Consider the following 14,786-nt stretch of genomic DNA (forward strand, 5'->3'; position numbering starts at 1 on the left):
GGGTGCACTTCTCGCCAGCAAATAGCGCAGACACATAACGCAGGCAAAAAAATGCCCTCACTAGGAGGGCAAAGATGACGAGAACCAAAGAGAGAAACAAAAAATCCGTTTTAAACAATATTCCTGAAAACAGGCAAACTGACTTGCCGCGATGGCAGCCGGATTACTTCCAGCTGCGCATCTTGTGCCCTTTCAGGGCGTAAAACAGGATGAACAGGTAGGCCGGGATGGCGATCATATAGGCCGCCTGGCCGTCGCCGGTATCGGCGAAATGCCCGTACAGCGGCGGCAGAATCGCACCGCCGGAAATACCCATGATCAGCAGCGCGGCGCCTTTGGAAGTGAACTTGCCCAGCCCTTCAAGCGCCAGCGGCCAGATCGCCGGCCAGCACATGGCGTTGGCAAAGCCCAGCAGCGCCACAAAGAACACCGCGTTGGGAATTTCCGGCAGGCCGAATACGGTCAGGGTCGCAGCGGACAGCACAGTGCTTTCCAGAGAACCGGACATCACAGCGAAAGTAAACACGATACCCAGCACTGCAGAGATCAGCAGCGCGGTCTGCTGACTGATAAAACGCGGAATCGCAACCGTGCCCCACAGGTAGCCGATGACCATGAAAATCATGGTGTAGGAAGTCAGCATGGACGCGGCGGCGGTATCGAGACCGGCCTGCTTGCCCAGCAGGCCGATGGCATCGCCGGCAATCACTTCCACACCCACATAGAAGAACAGCGCGATGGAGCCCAGCACCAGCTGCGGGAACTGCTTGAGGCCGAACAGGGTTACCGCCGCCTCTTCCTGCCCCTCAACCACTTCGTCTTCGATATCCGGCAGCGGCGCAAACATCATCGCCACCGCGAGTACAAAGCCGAGAATTGCCATACCGATGTAGGGAGAAACCAGCTGGCCCGCCAGCTCATCCAGTTTGGCATCCTTGGCGGTAGCGCCGAGCGCGGACAACTCCGCTTCGGAAATACCGCTGATTCCGGACATCACCAGCACCGCGAATACGATCGGCGCCACAATGCCGGCGCCCTTGTTCAGCAGACCCATGATGCAGATACGCACCGCCGCGGTTTCACTGGAACCCAGTTTGACCACGTAGGGGTTGGACGCCGTCTGCAGGATGGTAAGGCCGGAGCCGACCACAAACTGGGCCAGCAGAAAAATACCGAACATACGGCTATAGGCCGCAGGAATGAAAATCAGGGCACCGACACCAACCAGGGCAAGGCCCAGTGCCATACCCGCCTTGTATCCGGTGCGCTCGATGATCGCAGCCATTGGCAGCGCCATCACCGTATAGGCTATGTAGAAGGCAGAGGTCACCAGCATGGCCTGGAAGGCACTCAGCTCACAGATGGTCTGCAGGAACGGGATCAGCGCCCCGTTCAGCCAGGTGACAAAACCGAAGATAAAAAACAGTAGGCCGATGATGATCATCGGCAAAACGCTGCTGCGCGTTTCGCTCTGGGCAATGACTGCGGTATTCATAAAATCACCTTTATTATGGTCTTGTCTTTATCGTGCTTGGGTGGCCGGTTCTATTTTTTGCCACATGTTTTCGAGCACAAAGTTATCCGGAGAAAACTTCCTGCCCGCCAATCCAGGTCTTTTGAACCCGGAGTTCGTCATCCAGTAAAATCAGGTCCGCCTGCACACCCTGTGTAATTCGACCACCGCCGGTACCGAGGAACTGGGCCGGGTACAGAGCGGCCATCCGCAGTGCCTCGGCGAGCTCCACGCCGCACCAGTCGCGGATATTGCGCACCGCGCTGATCATATCCAGGTGCGACCCCGCAAGCTCCCCGGTGGTGGAGGTCAGCTTGTCTCCCTCGCGGGTAACAATGCGATCGAACAGTGGGAAACTCGTTTCATCACTGCCCACCAGCGACATGGCATCGGTCACCAGCATGATCTTGCCGCGGGGTTTGGCCTTCAGTGCCAGGGTCATTGCCTCCGCGCTCACATGGTGGCCGTCCGCAATCAGCCCGCACCAGCAGCCGTCACTGATCAGTGCCGTCCCCACCATGCCCGGGTCGCGGGAATGCAGCGGCGACATGGCGTTGTACAGGTGAGTAAACCCGGTTGCACCGGCGGCCACCGCCGCCGCAGCGGTTTTGCCATCGGCATTGGAGTGGCCGAGGCAGACTTTCACCCCCAGCGACACCAGCTTTGAGATGTCCTCCGGGGAAACATTTTCCGGCGCCAGCGTGACCATTTTCAGGCCCAGGTCATCGCGGGCGTAAATTGCCAGCTCCGCCTCACTGAGCGGGCGAATGTATTTCTCTTCGTGGGTGCCCTTTTTCGGCTTGCTCAGGTGCGGCCCCTCAAAGTGCACGCCGATTACCCCGGGCACCTCCTCTTTCAGCGCCGCACTGATCGCGTCCGCCGCTTTCTGCATCACCGGCACTTCGTCGGTGATCAGCGTCGGCATAAACCCGGTGGTGCCGTATTTGGCGTGGGCCGCAGACATCTTTGCCAACGCGCTGACGGTGGTGTCATTGTTGAACAGCGCACCGCCACCGCCATTGACCTGGACGTCGATCAGACCCGGGGCCAGCAGCCCCTGTAATCGCACCGCGTCTGCAGGGTGGTCGCCGCCGACCGCAATCACCTTCCCATCGTCGACGGTCAGCGCCACGTCGCGCTGAAACTGCTCGCCGTCAAACAACTGCTCTGCGATAAACGTCTGCGCCACTGACCTGCTCCGTATCTCTCGCGTAAAACCTTAAACCGTCTGAGTCACTTTATTCAGGCCGGCCGGCGCATCCGGATTGATGCCGCGGCTAACCGCCACATGGGCAACGTCGATATAAAAGCGCTGCAACAGTGCCAGCGGTGCAACCCGCGGATGCACGCCCTTGCTCGGCACGTGCAGATTGATCAGGGTGCCGCCGCGACGAATGATGTCGGCAATCTGCTCGCTGTGAGCCTGGTACGACTCGTCCTCGATCGGCACATTCACCACGGTGAGCTTCTGCTCCACCAGGGTGACCGGGCCATGCAGGAATTCGGCGCTGGAGAAGGATTCCGCGTGGATGTTGCACACCTCCTTCAGTTTCAACGCCAGTTCGCGGGTGATGCCGTAACCGGGACCGCGCCCCAGCACCACCAGGTTCTTCACCGCCGCCAGGTCTTCCGGGCGCAGCTGAATTTCGGAATCGATCGCTTCCGACAGGGTCTGCGGCAGGTTTTCCACCGCGCCTTTCAGCTCCGGGCTTTCGGTCCAGTTCGCCACCAGCTGCAATACCGCCGCCAGGGTGGCGAGGTAGCTCTTGGTGGCGGCCACCGCCAGTTCCGGCCCCGCCTTCAGCGGTACCAGCAGGTCGACAATATCCTTGATCGGCGCGGACTCGTCATTCACCAGGGCCACGGTATAGGCACCGGCGTCTTTGGCCATCTGTGCCTGGGCCAGGATGTCCGGGCTGCGGCCGGACTGGGAGATCACGATCACCAGCGCATCTTCCAGTTTCAGCTTTTTGCCGTAGACACTGGAAACCGACGGCGCCGCGGCAAACGTCGGGGTGCCGGTCTCGATTTCGATCAGGTACTTGGCGAACACACCGGCGTGATCGGAGGAGCCGCGCCCCACGATCATCACAAAGCGCGGCGGCTTGTTGCGCAGGCGCTCACCCAGCTCCGCCATGATGCCGGCATTGCTTTGCAACTGCTCGGCAATCCGCTCCGGGGCCTCGCGGGCCTCGCTCTCCATCACTGTCATAGCCATAGAAGCATCCACCTTGTTGGCCTCAGCAGGGGTCACTGCGCTCATAAATCCTGTCCGTAATATCCAGTGTGTTGTATTGGTTGCGCGCGCTTATCCAAAGAGCACTTTTGTCTCGGTTTCTTTTCCCTTGCGGGATTCGCCGCTCCCCAGCGCCGCCAGGGACTGCTGGGCGAAGTACACACAGCCCAGCTCCGGCGGATCCAGCGGATCGGAAACCCGCTCCGCCACATGTGGCTTGAGCCACGGCTTCAGACGGGGCGCCAGGCCACCGATCATGGCCAGCCGCGGCGGCTTGCTTTCCATCAATTTATCCGCAAGATCGCTGATGTACGCCGCACCATCGCGCATGATGGCCGCAGCTACCGGGTCGTTCGCTTCCGCGCACTCCACCACCGGCACCGCCAGCTTGGCGTACTGGCTGGATGGCTTGCCGGCCATCATTTCGATCACGTCGTAGGGGTCTTCGGTGCCCAGGGCACTCTGCAGCTCGCGCTTGAGTGCGGAGTCTTCCGCCAGCCCTTCCATCGCCATCAGCAGGTATTTGACGGCTTCCATCCCCAGCCAGGCACCACTGCCCTTGTCGCCGTGGGGGAAGCCGTGGCCGCCCACAATCACACTGCGGCCATCGACCCAGGCGTAACCGACGGAGCCGGTGCCAGCGATGATGACCGCACCGTCGCCACCGCGGTGGGCGCCGAGACAGGCGGAGTGCTGGTCGGTAGTGAGGAACATCTGCTTGAAGGGATGGGCCCAGGCATTCATTTCATTATAGAGCCGGGGCATATTGACCCCCGCCAGGCCGACACCGGCCACCAGTTCGCCGAGGGTTTCTGCAGGCAACCCCGCGTCCGCTACTGCCAGTGCCGCAGAGCGCACAATGGAATCAATCGTCTGGGCGTATCCGTGGAGGGGGTTTGCGGGCCCGGAGACACCGGTCCCCAGCAGGCGGTTGCCGGCATCAAAGATCGAGGCACGGCATTTGCTGCCGCCCCCATCGACACCGACGAATAGAATGTCCCTGCTGTCTCTCAAAGCAACCATCTGTACCGGCCCCTAAGATTTCTATTGTTATCTGTCCTAACCGGATTCCCCACCGCATTCTTGCGCCCCTGGAGGACCCGGTGGGCGCGCGGAGCGCCCATGCCAATATGGGAGAAATACTACAAGACAAATGACAGCGTTGTCATGCCCTTTTTGAAAAAAATTCCCCATTTCTTCTCATTTTGGATTCCAGGCGCCCCGATTCAAGCGTGACCCGGGGCAAAATGCGGGCGATTCCACAGCGCTTTGCAGCCCCTGTCACAGGCGGCACGGCACATTGATGCCAACTGCCTCAACCTCTTTGCAATAACTTCGTCACAGTTTTCTGCGATAAAGCGCGCGCCTGCGACAAATCCCACGACATCCGATCCCCCCCGGGGCCCGCGCAGGCAGACAGGGTTCGACGCACAAGGAGCATCCGCAAGCAATGGCATGCAACAGTATTCTCACTTCCCCCACCCGGGCCAAGCTGCCCCGCGCCACCGCCTTCCGCCAGTGGCTGCTGCCACTGCTGTTGCTGGTGACCGCGAGTACTGCCCTGTCGGCTTCCGCGCAATCCCCCTATGACGAACAGCGGGTGCTGTTCCGCATGACCGGATCCAACACCATCGGTGCGGAACTGGCGCCCCTGCTGGTGAAAAGCTATCTGCAGCAGAAGGGGGCCAGCGCCATCGAGCAGCGAACGGAGGGGGAAAAGCACTGGATTTCCGCCCGCCTGGAGGGCGAGTCCGTAGTCGTTCCGATCATCGCCCTCGGTTCCAGCACCGGCTTCAAGGCCCTGGACCAGGGCACCGCGGACATCGGTATGGCGTCGCGCAAGATCAAGGCCAAAGAACTGCAGGCCCTGTCCCGCTTCGGCGATTTCGCCGGGCCCCAGGCCGAGCACGTGATCGGTCTCGACGCCCTGGTGGTGGCGGTCCACCACAGCAACCCGGTGTCCCGGCTCTCCATTGCCCAGCTCGGCGATATTTACAGCGGCAAGATCCGCAACTGGCGCGAGCTGGGCGGTCCCGACCTGCCGATCCGCCCACTGCACCGGGATACCGAGTCCGGCACCCGCGCCACTTTCGACCAGGAAGTATTCGGTAACGGCAAACCGCCCCGCAGTGTCGCCCGCGAGGTTTCCGGCAACGCCGAAACCCGCCAGCGGGTGCTGCAAGAAGCCGGCGCCATCGGCTACCTGCCGTTTGCCGATGCCGGCGGCGTGCACAAGATTGCGGTGAAGGCCGGCGAGCTGGCACCCATAGTGCCGGACCGCGGCATTGTCGCCACCGAGGATTTCCCGCTCACCCGGCGCCTGTATCTGTACAAGAACCCCGGCCGTATTGATGCAGAGGTGGACGCCTTTATCCGGTTTGTGGAATCCCACGCCGGCCAGAACGAGGTTGAGCAGGTCGGCTTTATCAACCTGATTCCCAAACCGCTGCAGCTGGCCCCCTACAGCAATGCCCCGGAAAACTATCGCAAGCTAATGGAAAACGGCGCCCGCCTCAGCATCTCCTTTCGCTTTGCCGACGGCAGTACCGAACTGGACAACCGCGCCCTGCGCGACCTGCACCGGTTACAGGATTTTATGCAGGAGCAGGAAGCCGCAAATCGCCAGCTGTCCGTGACCCTGGTCGGATTCTCCGACCGCAAGTCGAACAGCAATATTTCCGACCTGATCTCCCGCTTCCGCGCACTCAAGGTCCAGGGCGCCCTGCTGCGGGACCACAAGCTGGGGGACAGCCGCATCATGGCGGTGGGGGCATTCGCACCGCTCACCGGCGACCGCGACCTGGGCCCGGTCAAGAACAGCCGCGTCGAGGTATGGATCAACTAGTGCAAGGTGCGCTTCCCCCGGGAACCGCTGCGCTGACTATATTGTCGTTATACCAGTAGCACGCAGTGGCAACCCGACATATGTCGACGGCAATAACTCTCAGTAAACGTCCCTCCCCCATCGCCTGGATCCGCGATCACATCGGCCAGCGGCTGCCGTGGCTGAGCCTGCTGGCGCTGCTCTGCCTGACGAGCGCCTGCTCCAGCGTGCGCCTGGTGTACGGCCACCTCGACTGGTGGCTGGACCACAAAATCAACAACTATCTCGATCTCGATGGCGCCCAGGAAGACCTGCTTTCCCAGCGGGTGGACGAGTTCCATCGCTGGCACCGCCAGACCCAGCTGCCCCGCTACGCGGATTTTTTTGAGGAAGTCGCCGGGCAGGTGGACGAGATCAGCGGCAACCCGAAAATGCTGGAGGAGCTGGAACAGCACGCGGATGCCCTGTGGGAAAATTCGGCGGTGATGCTGGTGGACCTGATACTGCCGCTGGTGCTGGAAATGGACGACAGCCAGATCGACCAGCTCGCCGAAAATATCCGTGAAGAGCGGGAAAAATCTCTCAAGAAATGGGAAAAATCACAGCGCAAACGGGAAAAGCAATTCCGCAAGGAGTCCGAGCGCTGGCTCGGCGACCTCACCGACCAGCAGGAAGCCCTGATCGACCGCCAGGTAGCGGCATTCGATTTCGACCCCAAAGTCCGCGACGCCCAGCGCCAGCTGTGGGCAAAAACCTTTCTCGGCACCCTGCGCAGCAAGCCCCCCGGCTATGAAAAAACTCTGCGCGAACTCGCCATCAACCCGCAAACCCTGTGGCCACCAGAATACCAGAAGATGCACGACAAGCTCCGCGCCCAGGCCACCACGCTGGCGGAAGAAATCGCCGGCAGCGCCACCCCGGAACAACTGGCACACCTGAAAACCACGCTGTTGAAATATGCGGCGGACTTCCGAATCCTGGCTGCAGACACCAATTGACCCGCCCGCGGACAACGGTTTCAACTGCAACGTTTTTCGCCCGAAAACCCTATTTTTTCCGGGTTTTTCATCAAAAAGACACACAGAACATGACGCGCCCCCGCAGCGCTGATAAGCTCCCGGCTCGCATTCTTTGATCCTTCATTCACCACCCATTACCAACGCCACCAAGAGGAACTTCCGTGCGTATCGAAACCGCCCAACGCGAACAGCTGCAACAGTGGGAAAAAGAACTGGAGCAACAGTACCAGCGTATTTGCCAGCACAATCTGAGCCTGGACATTACCCGCGGTAAACCATCTGCAGACCAGCTGCACCTCTCCGACAGCCTGGACGGTATTTTGAACGGTGACTACCGCGCGCCCGATGGCACCGATACGCGCAACTACGGCGGCATGGAAGGTATTGCCGCGGCCCGTGAACTGGGCGCGGATATCCTGCAGGTACCCTTCGAGGAAGTGCTTGCCGGCGGCAACAGTTCACTCACCATGATGTACCACGCCGTGCTCACCGGTTACCTGTTCGGCTTTGCCGGCAACACGCCGTGGAAAGACTTGCGCGCGCCCAAGTTCCTGTGCCCGGTACCCGGTTACGACCGCCACTTCTCGATCTGCGAGCAACTGGGCATCGCCATGGAAACCGTGCCGATGACCGCCACCGGTCCCGACATGGATGCGGTAGAAGAAATGCTGCGCGCCGACGACCAGATCATCGGCATGTGGTGCGTGCCCAAGTTTTCCAACCCCACCGGCGTGACCTACAGCAGCGATACCGTGGACCGGCTGGCGCAGCTGGGCAAGTTTGCCAACCCCGGCTTCCGCATCTTCTGGGATAACGCCTACGCCATCCACGACCTGGACCAGCAGGTGAAGCTGCCAAATATCCGCGACGCCGCGCTGAGCAATGAAACTGCCGATTCCGTACTGCAGTTCGCCTCTACCTCCAAGGTGACCCACGCCGGTGCCGGTGTGGCCTTTGTCAGCGCCAGCCCCGACAACCTGGCATCCATCAAAAAGCAGATGTCCGCGATGACCATCGGTCCGGACAAGGTGAACCAGTTGCGCCACGCGCGCCTGTTCCCGGAACTGACCCAGCTGAAGGAGCACATGCACAAGCACGCGGAAATCCTGCGTCCGAAGTTCGCCTGTGTGCTGGAACACCTGGACAAGAACTTTACCGATTCCGACCTGGGCGAATGGGAGTCCCCGGAAGGCGGCTACTTTGTCTCCTTCAACACCCGCCCCGGCTGCGCCTCGGAAGTGATTCGCCTGTCTGCGGAAGCCGGGGTGAAACTCACACCTGCCGGCGCCACCTTCCCCTATGGCAAGGACCCCGAAGACACCAATATCCGTATTGCGCCGAGCTTTCCGCCGCTGGAAGAACTGGACACCGCCATGTCCGTGTTCGTGCTGTGTGTGAAACTGGCCAGCGTGCGCAAGCAGTTGCAGTCCCTGTAGCCCACCTGCGCGCAGCCCGCTGCGGCGGGCTGCCCCCAATAAAAAAACCGCGCCGAGGCGCGGTTTTTTTATTGGGAGGGAATGCGACCTTAACCGGGGCAGGCCTCAGCCGCCGCTGACTTTCCCGGCTCGGCATCCGGTTTCGGCAGCGGCTTGAACAGCACCAGCAACAGCGGCAACAGGGTCAATGAACCCAGCAGCGCCGCGGTCATGGCCAGTGCCGTCAGCAGGCCGAAGTAAATGGATGGAACGAACTTCGACAGCGCCAGGATCGAGAAGCCGGCAATGATGGTGATCGCGGTGTAAAACATGGCGCGGCCAATGGTGGCGTGGCTGCGGTGCATGGTGGCGATATAGTCGCCGTCTTTCGCAAACTCCTCGCGGAAGCGGTACAGGTAGTGGATTGCGTGGTCCACACCAATGCCCACGGTAATCGCGGCGATGGTGATGGTCATCATATCCAGGGGCACATTGGCGAGTCCCATGCCGCCGAGCACCACACAGGCCGCGAGCATGTTCGGGATCAGCGCGATGATCGACAGCGACAGCGAGCGGAACAGCACCAGGAACATCAGCAGGATGCCGGCGAATACCGCCCCCAGGGTCAGGATCTGGGACTTGAACAGGCTCTGCAGCATATTGTTGTACAGCACCAGCATGCCGGTCTGGCGAACGTTACCGGACGCCAGACCCATCTCGTTTTCCGCGTAGTCGTAAATACGCTGGATCAGTTCATCCCGGCGCAGGTTGGGATCGGTCTCCATCACCCGCATGGTGATCCGGGCCTGCTGGTGTTCCAGCGACAGGTACGGGTTCACCAGTACTTCCTTGATTTCCGCCGGCAGGCTCTGGCGGGCGACCGCCAGCTCAAAGTCGTTCAGGCCTCCGCCATTCAGGTCCTGGGCCACCTTGTACAGGGTCGCCAGCGACTGCACCTTGCCGATCTCCGGCTGATTCTCGAGAAAATCGTGCAGCTGCTCGACCTGGTTCAGGCCGGCCACGGTAAACCAGTAGGAATCCTGCTGGGTTTCACCGCCACCCGCGGCAAAGGGATCGTCCGCTGCAAACGGGTCTTCCGCGGCGAACGGATCTTCCGCCTCGGCTTCCGCGTCAGCGGCACCTTCACCCCCTTCCTCGCCGCCGAAGTCTGCCCCGAAGGGGTCCTCCTCGCCCTCGAAGGCCGGTGCGGTTTCCTGCGGCTTGTTCAGCACGATATCCAGGTTGATGGTGCCGCCCAGGCGCTGGTCGATGACCAGCATGCCCTGGTAGATCTCGGTGGAGTCATCGAAGTAGTCGATAAAGCGGTTCTCCACCTTCAGGCGGGTAATCCCCACCACGCTGATGATTGCCGCCACCGCGGCAACCCCCAGCACCACCCCCCTGTGATGTTCAGTAAAGCGGGAGAACACCTGGGTAAACGCGTGGGAATTGTCCTGGCCCTGCCCGGCATCGCGCTTTTTCAGCAGCATCAGGCTGGCGGGAATGATCAGGAACGACAGCACCAGTGCCAGGGTCACCCCCATGGTCATCATCCAGCCGAAGTCGATCACCGGGCGGATGCCGCTCACCACCAGCGAGATAAAGGCCACCATGGTGGTGAGACCGGTGTACAGGCACGGCTTCGCCATAAATGCCACGGTGGCGGAGGCGAGCTGGAAGCGGTCCCATTCCGGGTGCTGGGAGAAATACTCGCGATAACGCACCGCCAGGTGAATGGTGATGGCCAGGGTAATGATCAGCAGCAGGGCGACAAAGTTGGCGGAGATCACCGTCAGGCGCCAGTCGAGCCAGCTCAGCAGGCCGAGCATCATCACCGCGGTGGTGACACAGGTGGCCAGCGGCAGGAATACCCAGCGCGCCTGGCGGAAGATCACCAGCAGGGTGACGATAATGAATGCCAGGATCCCGGCGCCGAACACCATCAGGTCGCTCTTGATAAACGCGATCATGTCGGAGGTGATCATGCTCAGGCCACCGAGGAACAGCTCGGCGTTGTCGTCGTAGTGCGCGAGGATCTCGCGCACTTCCTGCACCCGCGCGCGGGAGGCATATTCCTGTTCGGTGCGGTGCTTGAGGTAGGTGGCGCTCACCGCCTCCAGGCGATGCGTCTCTTCCGCGCTCAACCCTTCCTCATTGCGCTTGCGGCGCAGGGAGTCCCGCTCACGCACCAGGTCGAGCCCTTCCCTGTCCAGTGCCAGGTTGAGCATCAGCGCGGTGGTTTCACCGTTGGGGCTCAGGATCAGATCCTTGTAGATCGGGCTTTCCAGAAACTCCGTGCGCGCAAGGCCCCGGTCTACGCCGGGGGAAGAGAGTGTGCGGATACCGTCCGCCACTTCGGTAATGGAAAGTTTGGGACTGTACAGCAGCGGCACATTGAGAATCGACTGCACGCTGGTGACGCCATCGACCATCGCCAGCTCATCCTGCAGGCGCCGCAAGGTCGCCAGGGATTCGTCGCTGAACAGGTCGCCGTCCTGGTAGCGGTAGGTAACCACGAGGAAATCCCCGGAGTCATAGCGCTCGGAAATCTCGCGAAAGAAGTCCAGCGAGTCGTCGGTTTCCAGGGTCAGGGAATCCGCCGACGCATCCAGTTTGAAGCGCGACAGCCCCGCGGCGGCCACAATGGTGAGCAGTGCCACCAGCGCCAGCACGGTTTTCGGATTTCCGAGCACCAGTTTTTCGTACCAGGTCTTTAAGCCCAACAACATAATGAATTCGCTTGTCGTTAGAAGAAGATAAAAATGTGATTTGCAGCGTTACTTGTCGACATGCCCGAGGTCCCGCTCGGGGAACAGCACGTCGCGCACTTTCTGCTTCAGTTCTTTGGGGCCGGGAAATCCGCCATCCCGCTTGCGCTCCCAGATCAGCTGGTCGCCCACTCGGATTTCAAACACGCCGCCGCTGCCGGGCTTGAGTGCCACCTGCTCGAGATCTTCGGCAAAGGTGTACAGCAGCTCCTGGGCCATCCAGGTGGCCCGCAGCATCCAGTTGCACTGGACGCAGTAGTGAATGGTGACGGTACGCTCCGCCCGATCCGGCTTTGCCATCACACCCCTCCCCGGAAAAATCGCTCACAAAAAATCGCTCAAGGTCAGGTCTCGCCCCAGGGGGGCAACAGCGCCTGGTCAATATTCAGCTGGCTCAGTATCCGCGCCACCACAAAGTCCACCAGGTCTTCCACCGTCTGTGGCTTCTGGTAAAAACCCGGGCTCGCCGGCAGGATCACCGCGCCCATGCGGGTGAGCTTGAGCATGTTCTCCAGGTGAATCTCCGAGTAAGGCGCCTCCCGGGGCACCAGTACCAGCTGGCGACGCTCTTTGAGTGCTACATCCGCGGCCCGTTCAATCAGGTTGTTGGAGGCTCCGCAGGCAATGGCGGACAGGGTACCGCCACTGGCCGGGCAGATCACCAGACTGCTGGCGGCGCCGGTGCCGGATGCCACCGGCGAGAACCAGTCGCGCTTGCCAAACAGGGTCAGCTGCCCGTCAGCGGCAGCAAAGGTCTCCCGCAGGAAGACCGCGACCGCCTCGTCGCCTTCCGGCAGCACAAAATCGGTTTCGGTATTGATCACCACCCGCGCCGCATCTGACAGCAGCAGCCACACTCGCACGCGGGCCGCCAGCAGGCATTGCAGCAACCTCAGTCCGTACTGGGCGCCGGAAGCGCCGGTAATCGCGAGGGTGACCGTTTTCGGGAATGTCGGCTCAGCCAAAGAGATATCCGTTTGGCCCCGGTCGCGGGGCTATTGAGCGTGTTTCTTCTCCAGCGCGCCGATCAGCCGCTGGTGCACACCGCCAAAGCCGCCGTTACTCATGATGATCACATGGGTGCCGGGGGCAGACAGTTCAACCACGGATTCTACCGCAGCGTCGATGCTGTGGAGAACCTTCGCGGGCACGGTGGAGTGGTGAACCACCTCATCCAGCGACCAGTTCATGCCCTCCGGCTGGTACCAGAGCACCAGGTCGGCGCCACTGCAGGCGCGGGCCAGCTGGTCCTGGTGGTGCCCCATGCGCATGGTATTGGAGCGGGGCTCGATCAGGGCAATCACCTTGTCACTGCCTACCTTGGCGCGCAGGCCGTTGAGGGTGGTTTCAATCGCCGTGGGATGGTGGGCGAAGTCGTCGTAGACGCGGACGCCCTGAATCTCCCCCAGACACTCCATACGGCGTTTTACGCCGACAAACTTGCCCAGCGCTTCCGCTGCGGTAGCCGGCTCGACACCCACATGGCGGGCAGCGGCAATCACCGCCAGGCCATTCTTCACACTGTGCAGGCCGGTCTGCTGCCACTGGACCGCGGCCACCACCCTGCCCTCGAACTGCACCTCGAAGCTGCTGCCGTCGGCGGCAATGTTCACCGCACACCAGTCGCCCAGGCGCACGCCATCCGCGCCCTCCACGTCAAAGCGCTGCACTTCACTCCAGCAGCCCTGTTCCAGCACCTGGGTCACGGCGTCTTCCTGCGCCGCCACGATCAGGCCGGAGCCGGGCACGGTGCGCACCAGGTGGTGAAACTGCTTCTGGATCGCGGCCAGATCTTCAAAAATGTCCGCGTGGTCGAATTCCAGGTTGTTGATGACCAGGGTGCGCGGGCGATAGTGGACAAACTTGGAGCGCTTGTCGAAGAAGGCGGTGTCGTACTCGTCCGCCTCCACCACGAAGAACGGGGTGCCGCCGAGGCGGGCGGACACGTCGAAATTCTGCGGCACACCGCCGATCAGGAAGCCCGGGTCCATGCCCGCGTAGTCCAGCACCCACGCCAGCATACTGGCGGTGGTGGTCTTGCCGTGGGTACCGGACACCGCCAGCACCCAGCGCCCGCCGAGGAAGTGGTCGCACAGCCACTGGGCGCCGGAGGTATAGGGCAGGCCCTTCTCCAGCACCGCCTCCACCGCCGGATTACCCCGGGAAAGGGCGTTGCCGACAATCACCAGGTCCGGTGCCGGCTCCAGCTGTGCCGGGTCATAGCCCTCGGTCAGTTCGATACCTGCGCGCTCCAGCTGGGTGCTCATGGGCGGATAGACGTTGGCGTCCGATCCCGTGACCTTGTGGCCCTCGGCCACCGCCAGTTGGGCCAGGCTGCCCATAAAAGTGCCGCAGATACCTAGAATATGAATATGCATGCCAGATTGTTCACTCTCTTCATTCAATAGCCACGGGTATTTCGATCAGTGGCCACAGGCGTTCCGTAGAAACAGGCGTCGGGTGAGACCGGCAATTCGCGCAATCATTCCCTCCGGGACACCGGTTTCTTGGCGCAAAATGCGTATCGGCGCGCTTTTTGCTTTAAACAATGGCAACAACAGGAATTGCCGCCGGACACCGGGTTTTCAACGCCGCGCAAGCTTATCACGGCAGTTTCCGGCAGTAAGTGTCGAATGTCTGCAATTCCATGCAATTGCAATGTGAATACATTAGACTTCGCGCCGCGTGAGGTAGCCGTCAAGAGCCGCCCACAGTGTGACGAAGACGAGATACCGCGACCCCATAGGATAGACATGTCGAAGAAGAATGCTTTTTATGCGCAATCCGGCGGCGTAACCGCTGTCATCAACGCCTCCGCGTGCGGAGTCATCGAAACCGCCCGCCAGCACAGCGACAAGATCGGCAATGTCTACGCCGGCCTGAATGGTATCGTCGGCGCCCTCCGCGAGGAGCTGATCGATGTCAGCCAGGAAAGCCGTGAAACCATTGCCGCCCTGCGCCACACCCCCGCCGGGGCCTTCGGCTCCTGCCGCTACAAGTTGAAGAGCCTC

The 14,786-nt window shown here is 61.3% G+C and carries 11 protein-coding genes and 1 pseudogene; 4 read left to right on the forward strand and 8 right to left on the reverse strand.

The genetic code is table 11. The features are described 5' to 3' along the window. Positions 1 to 163: 163 nt before the first annotated feature. From QZ511_RS07250 to nagK, 4 genes are all read right to left on the reverse strand, one after another. On the reverse strand, positions 164 to 1,495 hold the full coding sequence (locus QZ511_RS07250) for a sugar MFS transporter (RefSeq protein WP_295801134.1): 1,332 nt from the start codon (positions 1,493 to 1,495) through the stop codon (positions 164 to 166). A gap of 82 nt (positions 1,496 to 1,577) precedes the next feature. Next, positions 1,578 to 2,702 carry an N-acetylglucosamine-6-phosphate deacetylase gene (nagA, locus tag QZ511_RS07255; RefSeq protein WP_295801137.1) on the reverse strand — a complete coding sequence of 375 codons (1,125 nt, stop codon included), beginning with the start codon at positions 2,700 to 2,702 and terminating at the stop codon, positions 1,578 to 1,580. A gap of 30 nt (positions 2,703 to 2,732) precedes the next feature. Next, positions 2,733 to 3,776, reverse strand: coding sequence for a glucosamine-6-phosphate deaminase NagB-II (gene nagB-II / locus QZ511_RS07260; protein ID WP_295801139.1), 1,044 nt, complete (start codon positions 3,774 to 3,776; stop codon positions 2,733 to 2,735). A 45-nt stretch (positions 3,777 to 3,821) separates the two neighbouring features. Beyond that, positions 3,822 to 4,772: an N-acetylglucosamine kinase gene (nagK, locus tag QZ511_RS07265; RefSeq protein WP_295801142.1), complete on the reverse strand. Its 951-nt coding sequence runs from the start codon at positions 4,770 to 4,772 to the stop codon at positions 3,822 to 3,824. Between the two features lie 427 nt (positions 4,773 to 5,199). Here nagK and QZ511_RS07270 point away from each other — a divergent pair, with 427 nt between their 5' ends. From QZ511_RS07270 to QZ511_RS07280, 3 genes are all read left to right on the forward strand, one after another. Continuing rightward, the gene (locus QZ511_RS07270) at positions 5,200 to 6,594 is read left to right on the forward strand and encodes a substrate-binding domain-containing protein (RefSeq protein WP_295801144.1); all 1,395 of its coding nucleotides are present in this window, start codon (positions 5,200 to 5,202) and stop codon (positions 6,592 to 6,594) included. An 80-nt stretch (positions 6,595 to 6,674) separates the two neighbouring features. After that, a complete protein-coding gene (locus QZ511_RS07275; protein WP_295801147.1) occupies positions 6,675 to 7,571 on the forward strand; it encodes a DUF6279 family lipoprotein in 897 nt (298 codons plus the stop codon). 182 nt (positions 7,572 to 7,753) lie between these two features. Next, positions 7,754 to 9,028 (forward strand): aminotransferase class I/II-fold pyridoxal phosphate-dependent enzyme, encoded by a 1,275-nt coding sequence (locus QZ511_RS07280; protein WP_295801150.1) that lies wholly within the window; start codon positions 7,754 to 7,756, stop codon positions 9,026 to 9,028. A gap of 89 nt (positions 9,029 to 9,117) precedes the next feature. Here the strand turns inward: QZ511_RS07280 and QZ511_RS07285 are convergent, their stop codons facing one another. Genes QZ511_RS07285 through mpl form a run of 4 tightly spaced genes read right to left on the reverse strand, consistent with a single transcriptional unit; the run spans position 9,118 to position 14,153 of the window. Further along, the gene (locus QZ511_RS07285) at positions 9,118 to 11,736 is read right to left on the reverse strand and encodes an MMPL family transporter (RefSeq protein WP_295801152.1); all 2,619 of its coding nucleotides are present in this window, start codon (positions 11,734 to 11,736) and stop codon (positions 9,118 to 9,120) included. Positions 11,737 to 11,784: 48 nt separating this feature from the next. Further along, the gene (locus tag QZ511_RS07290; protein ID WP_295801155.1) at positions 11,785 to 12,075 is read right to left on the reverse strand and encodes a SelT/SelW/SelH family protein; all 291 of its coding nucleotides are present in this window, start codon (positions 12,073 to 12,075) and stop codon (positions 11,785 to 11,787) included. A gap of 44 nt (positions 12,076 to 12,119) precedes the next feature. Continuing rightward, positions 12,120 to 12,740, reverse strand: coding sequence for a flavin prenyltransferase UbiX (locus tag QZ511_RS07295; protein WP_295801158.1), 621 nt, complete (start codon positions 12,738 to 12,740; stop codon positions 12,120 to 12,122). A gap of 30 nt (positions 12,741 to 12,770) precedes the next feature. Beyond that, a complete protein-coding gene (mpl, locus tag QZ511_RS07300; RefSeq protein ID WP_295801161.1) occupies positions 12,771 to 14,153 on the reverse strand; it encodes a UDP-N-acetylmuramate:L-alanyl-gamma-D-glutamyl-meso-diaminopimelate ligase in 1,383 nt (460 codons plus the stop codon). A 375-nt stretch (positions 14,154 to 14,528) separates the two neighbouring features. Here mpl and QZ511_RS07305 point away from each other — a divergent pair. Then, positions 14,529 to 14,786 (forward strand): annotated as a pseudogene (locus QZ511_RS07305) (diphosphate--fructose-6-phosphate 1-phosphotransferase); the annotation flags it as partial.

Origin of the sequence: uncultured Microbulbifer sp., assembly GCF_913055755.1 — a bacterium.
GTDB lineage: Bacteria > Pseudomonadota > Gammaproteobacteria > Pseudomonadales > Cellvibrionaceae > Microbulbifer.

Excerpts from the sequence above, each read along its gene's own strand:
- mpl (WP_295801161.1), bottom strand. The coding sequence starts at position 14,153 with ATGCATATTCATATTCTAGGTATCTGCGGCACTTTTATGGGCAGCCTG.
- QZ511_RS07270 (WP_295801144.1), top strand. The coding sequence starts at position 5,200 with ATGGCATGCAACAGTATTCTCACTTCCCCCACCCGGGCCAAGCTGCCC.
- nagK (WP_295801142.1), bottom strand. The coding sequence starts at position 4,772 with ATGGTTGCTTTGAGAGACAGCAGGGACATTCTATTCGTCGGTGTCGAT.
- QZ511_RS07290 (WP_295801155.1), bottom strand. The coding sequence starts at position 12,075 with ATGGCAAAGCCGGATCGGGCGGAGCGTACCGTCACCATTCACTACTGC.
- QZ511_RS07275 (WP_295801147.1), top strand. The coding sequence starts at position 6,675 with ATGTCGACGGCAATAACTCTCAGTAAACGTCCCTCCCCCATCGCCTGG.
- nagB-II (WP_295801139.1), bottom strand. The coding sequence starts at position 3,776 with ATGAGCGCAGTGACCCCTGCTGAGGCCAACAAGGTGGATGCTTCTATG.
- QZ511_RS07285 (WP_295801152.1), bottom strand. The coding sequence starts at position 11,736 with ATGTTGTTGGGCTTAAAGACCTGGTACGAAAAACTGGTGCTCGGAAAT.
- QZ511_RS07250 (WP_295801134.1), bottom strand. The coding sequence starts at position 1,495 with ATGAATACCGCAGTCATTGCCCAGAGCGAAACGCGCAGCAGCGTTTTG.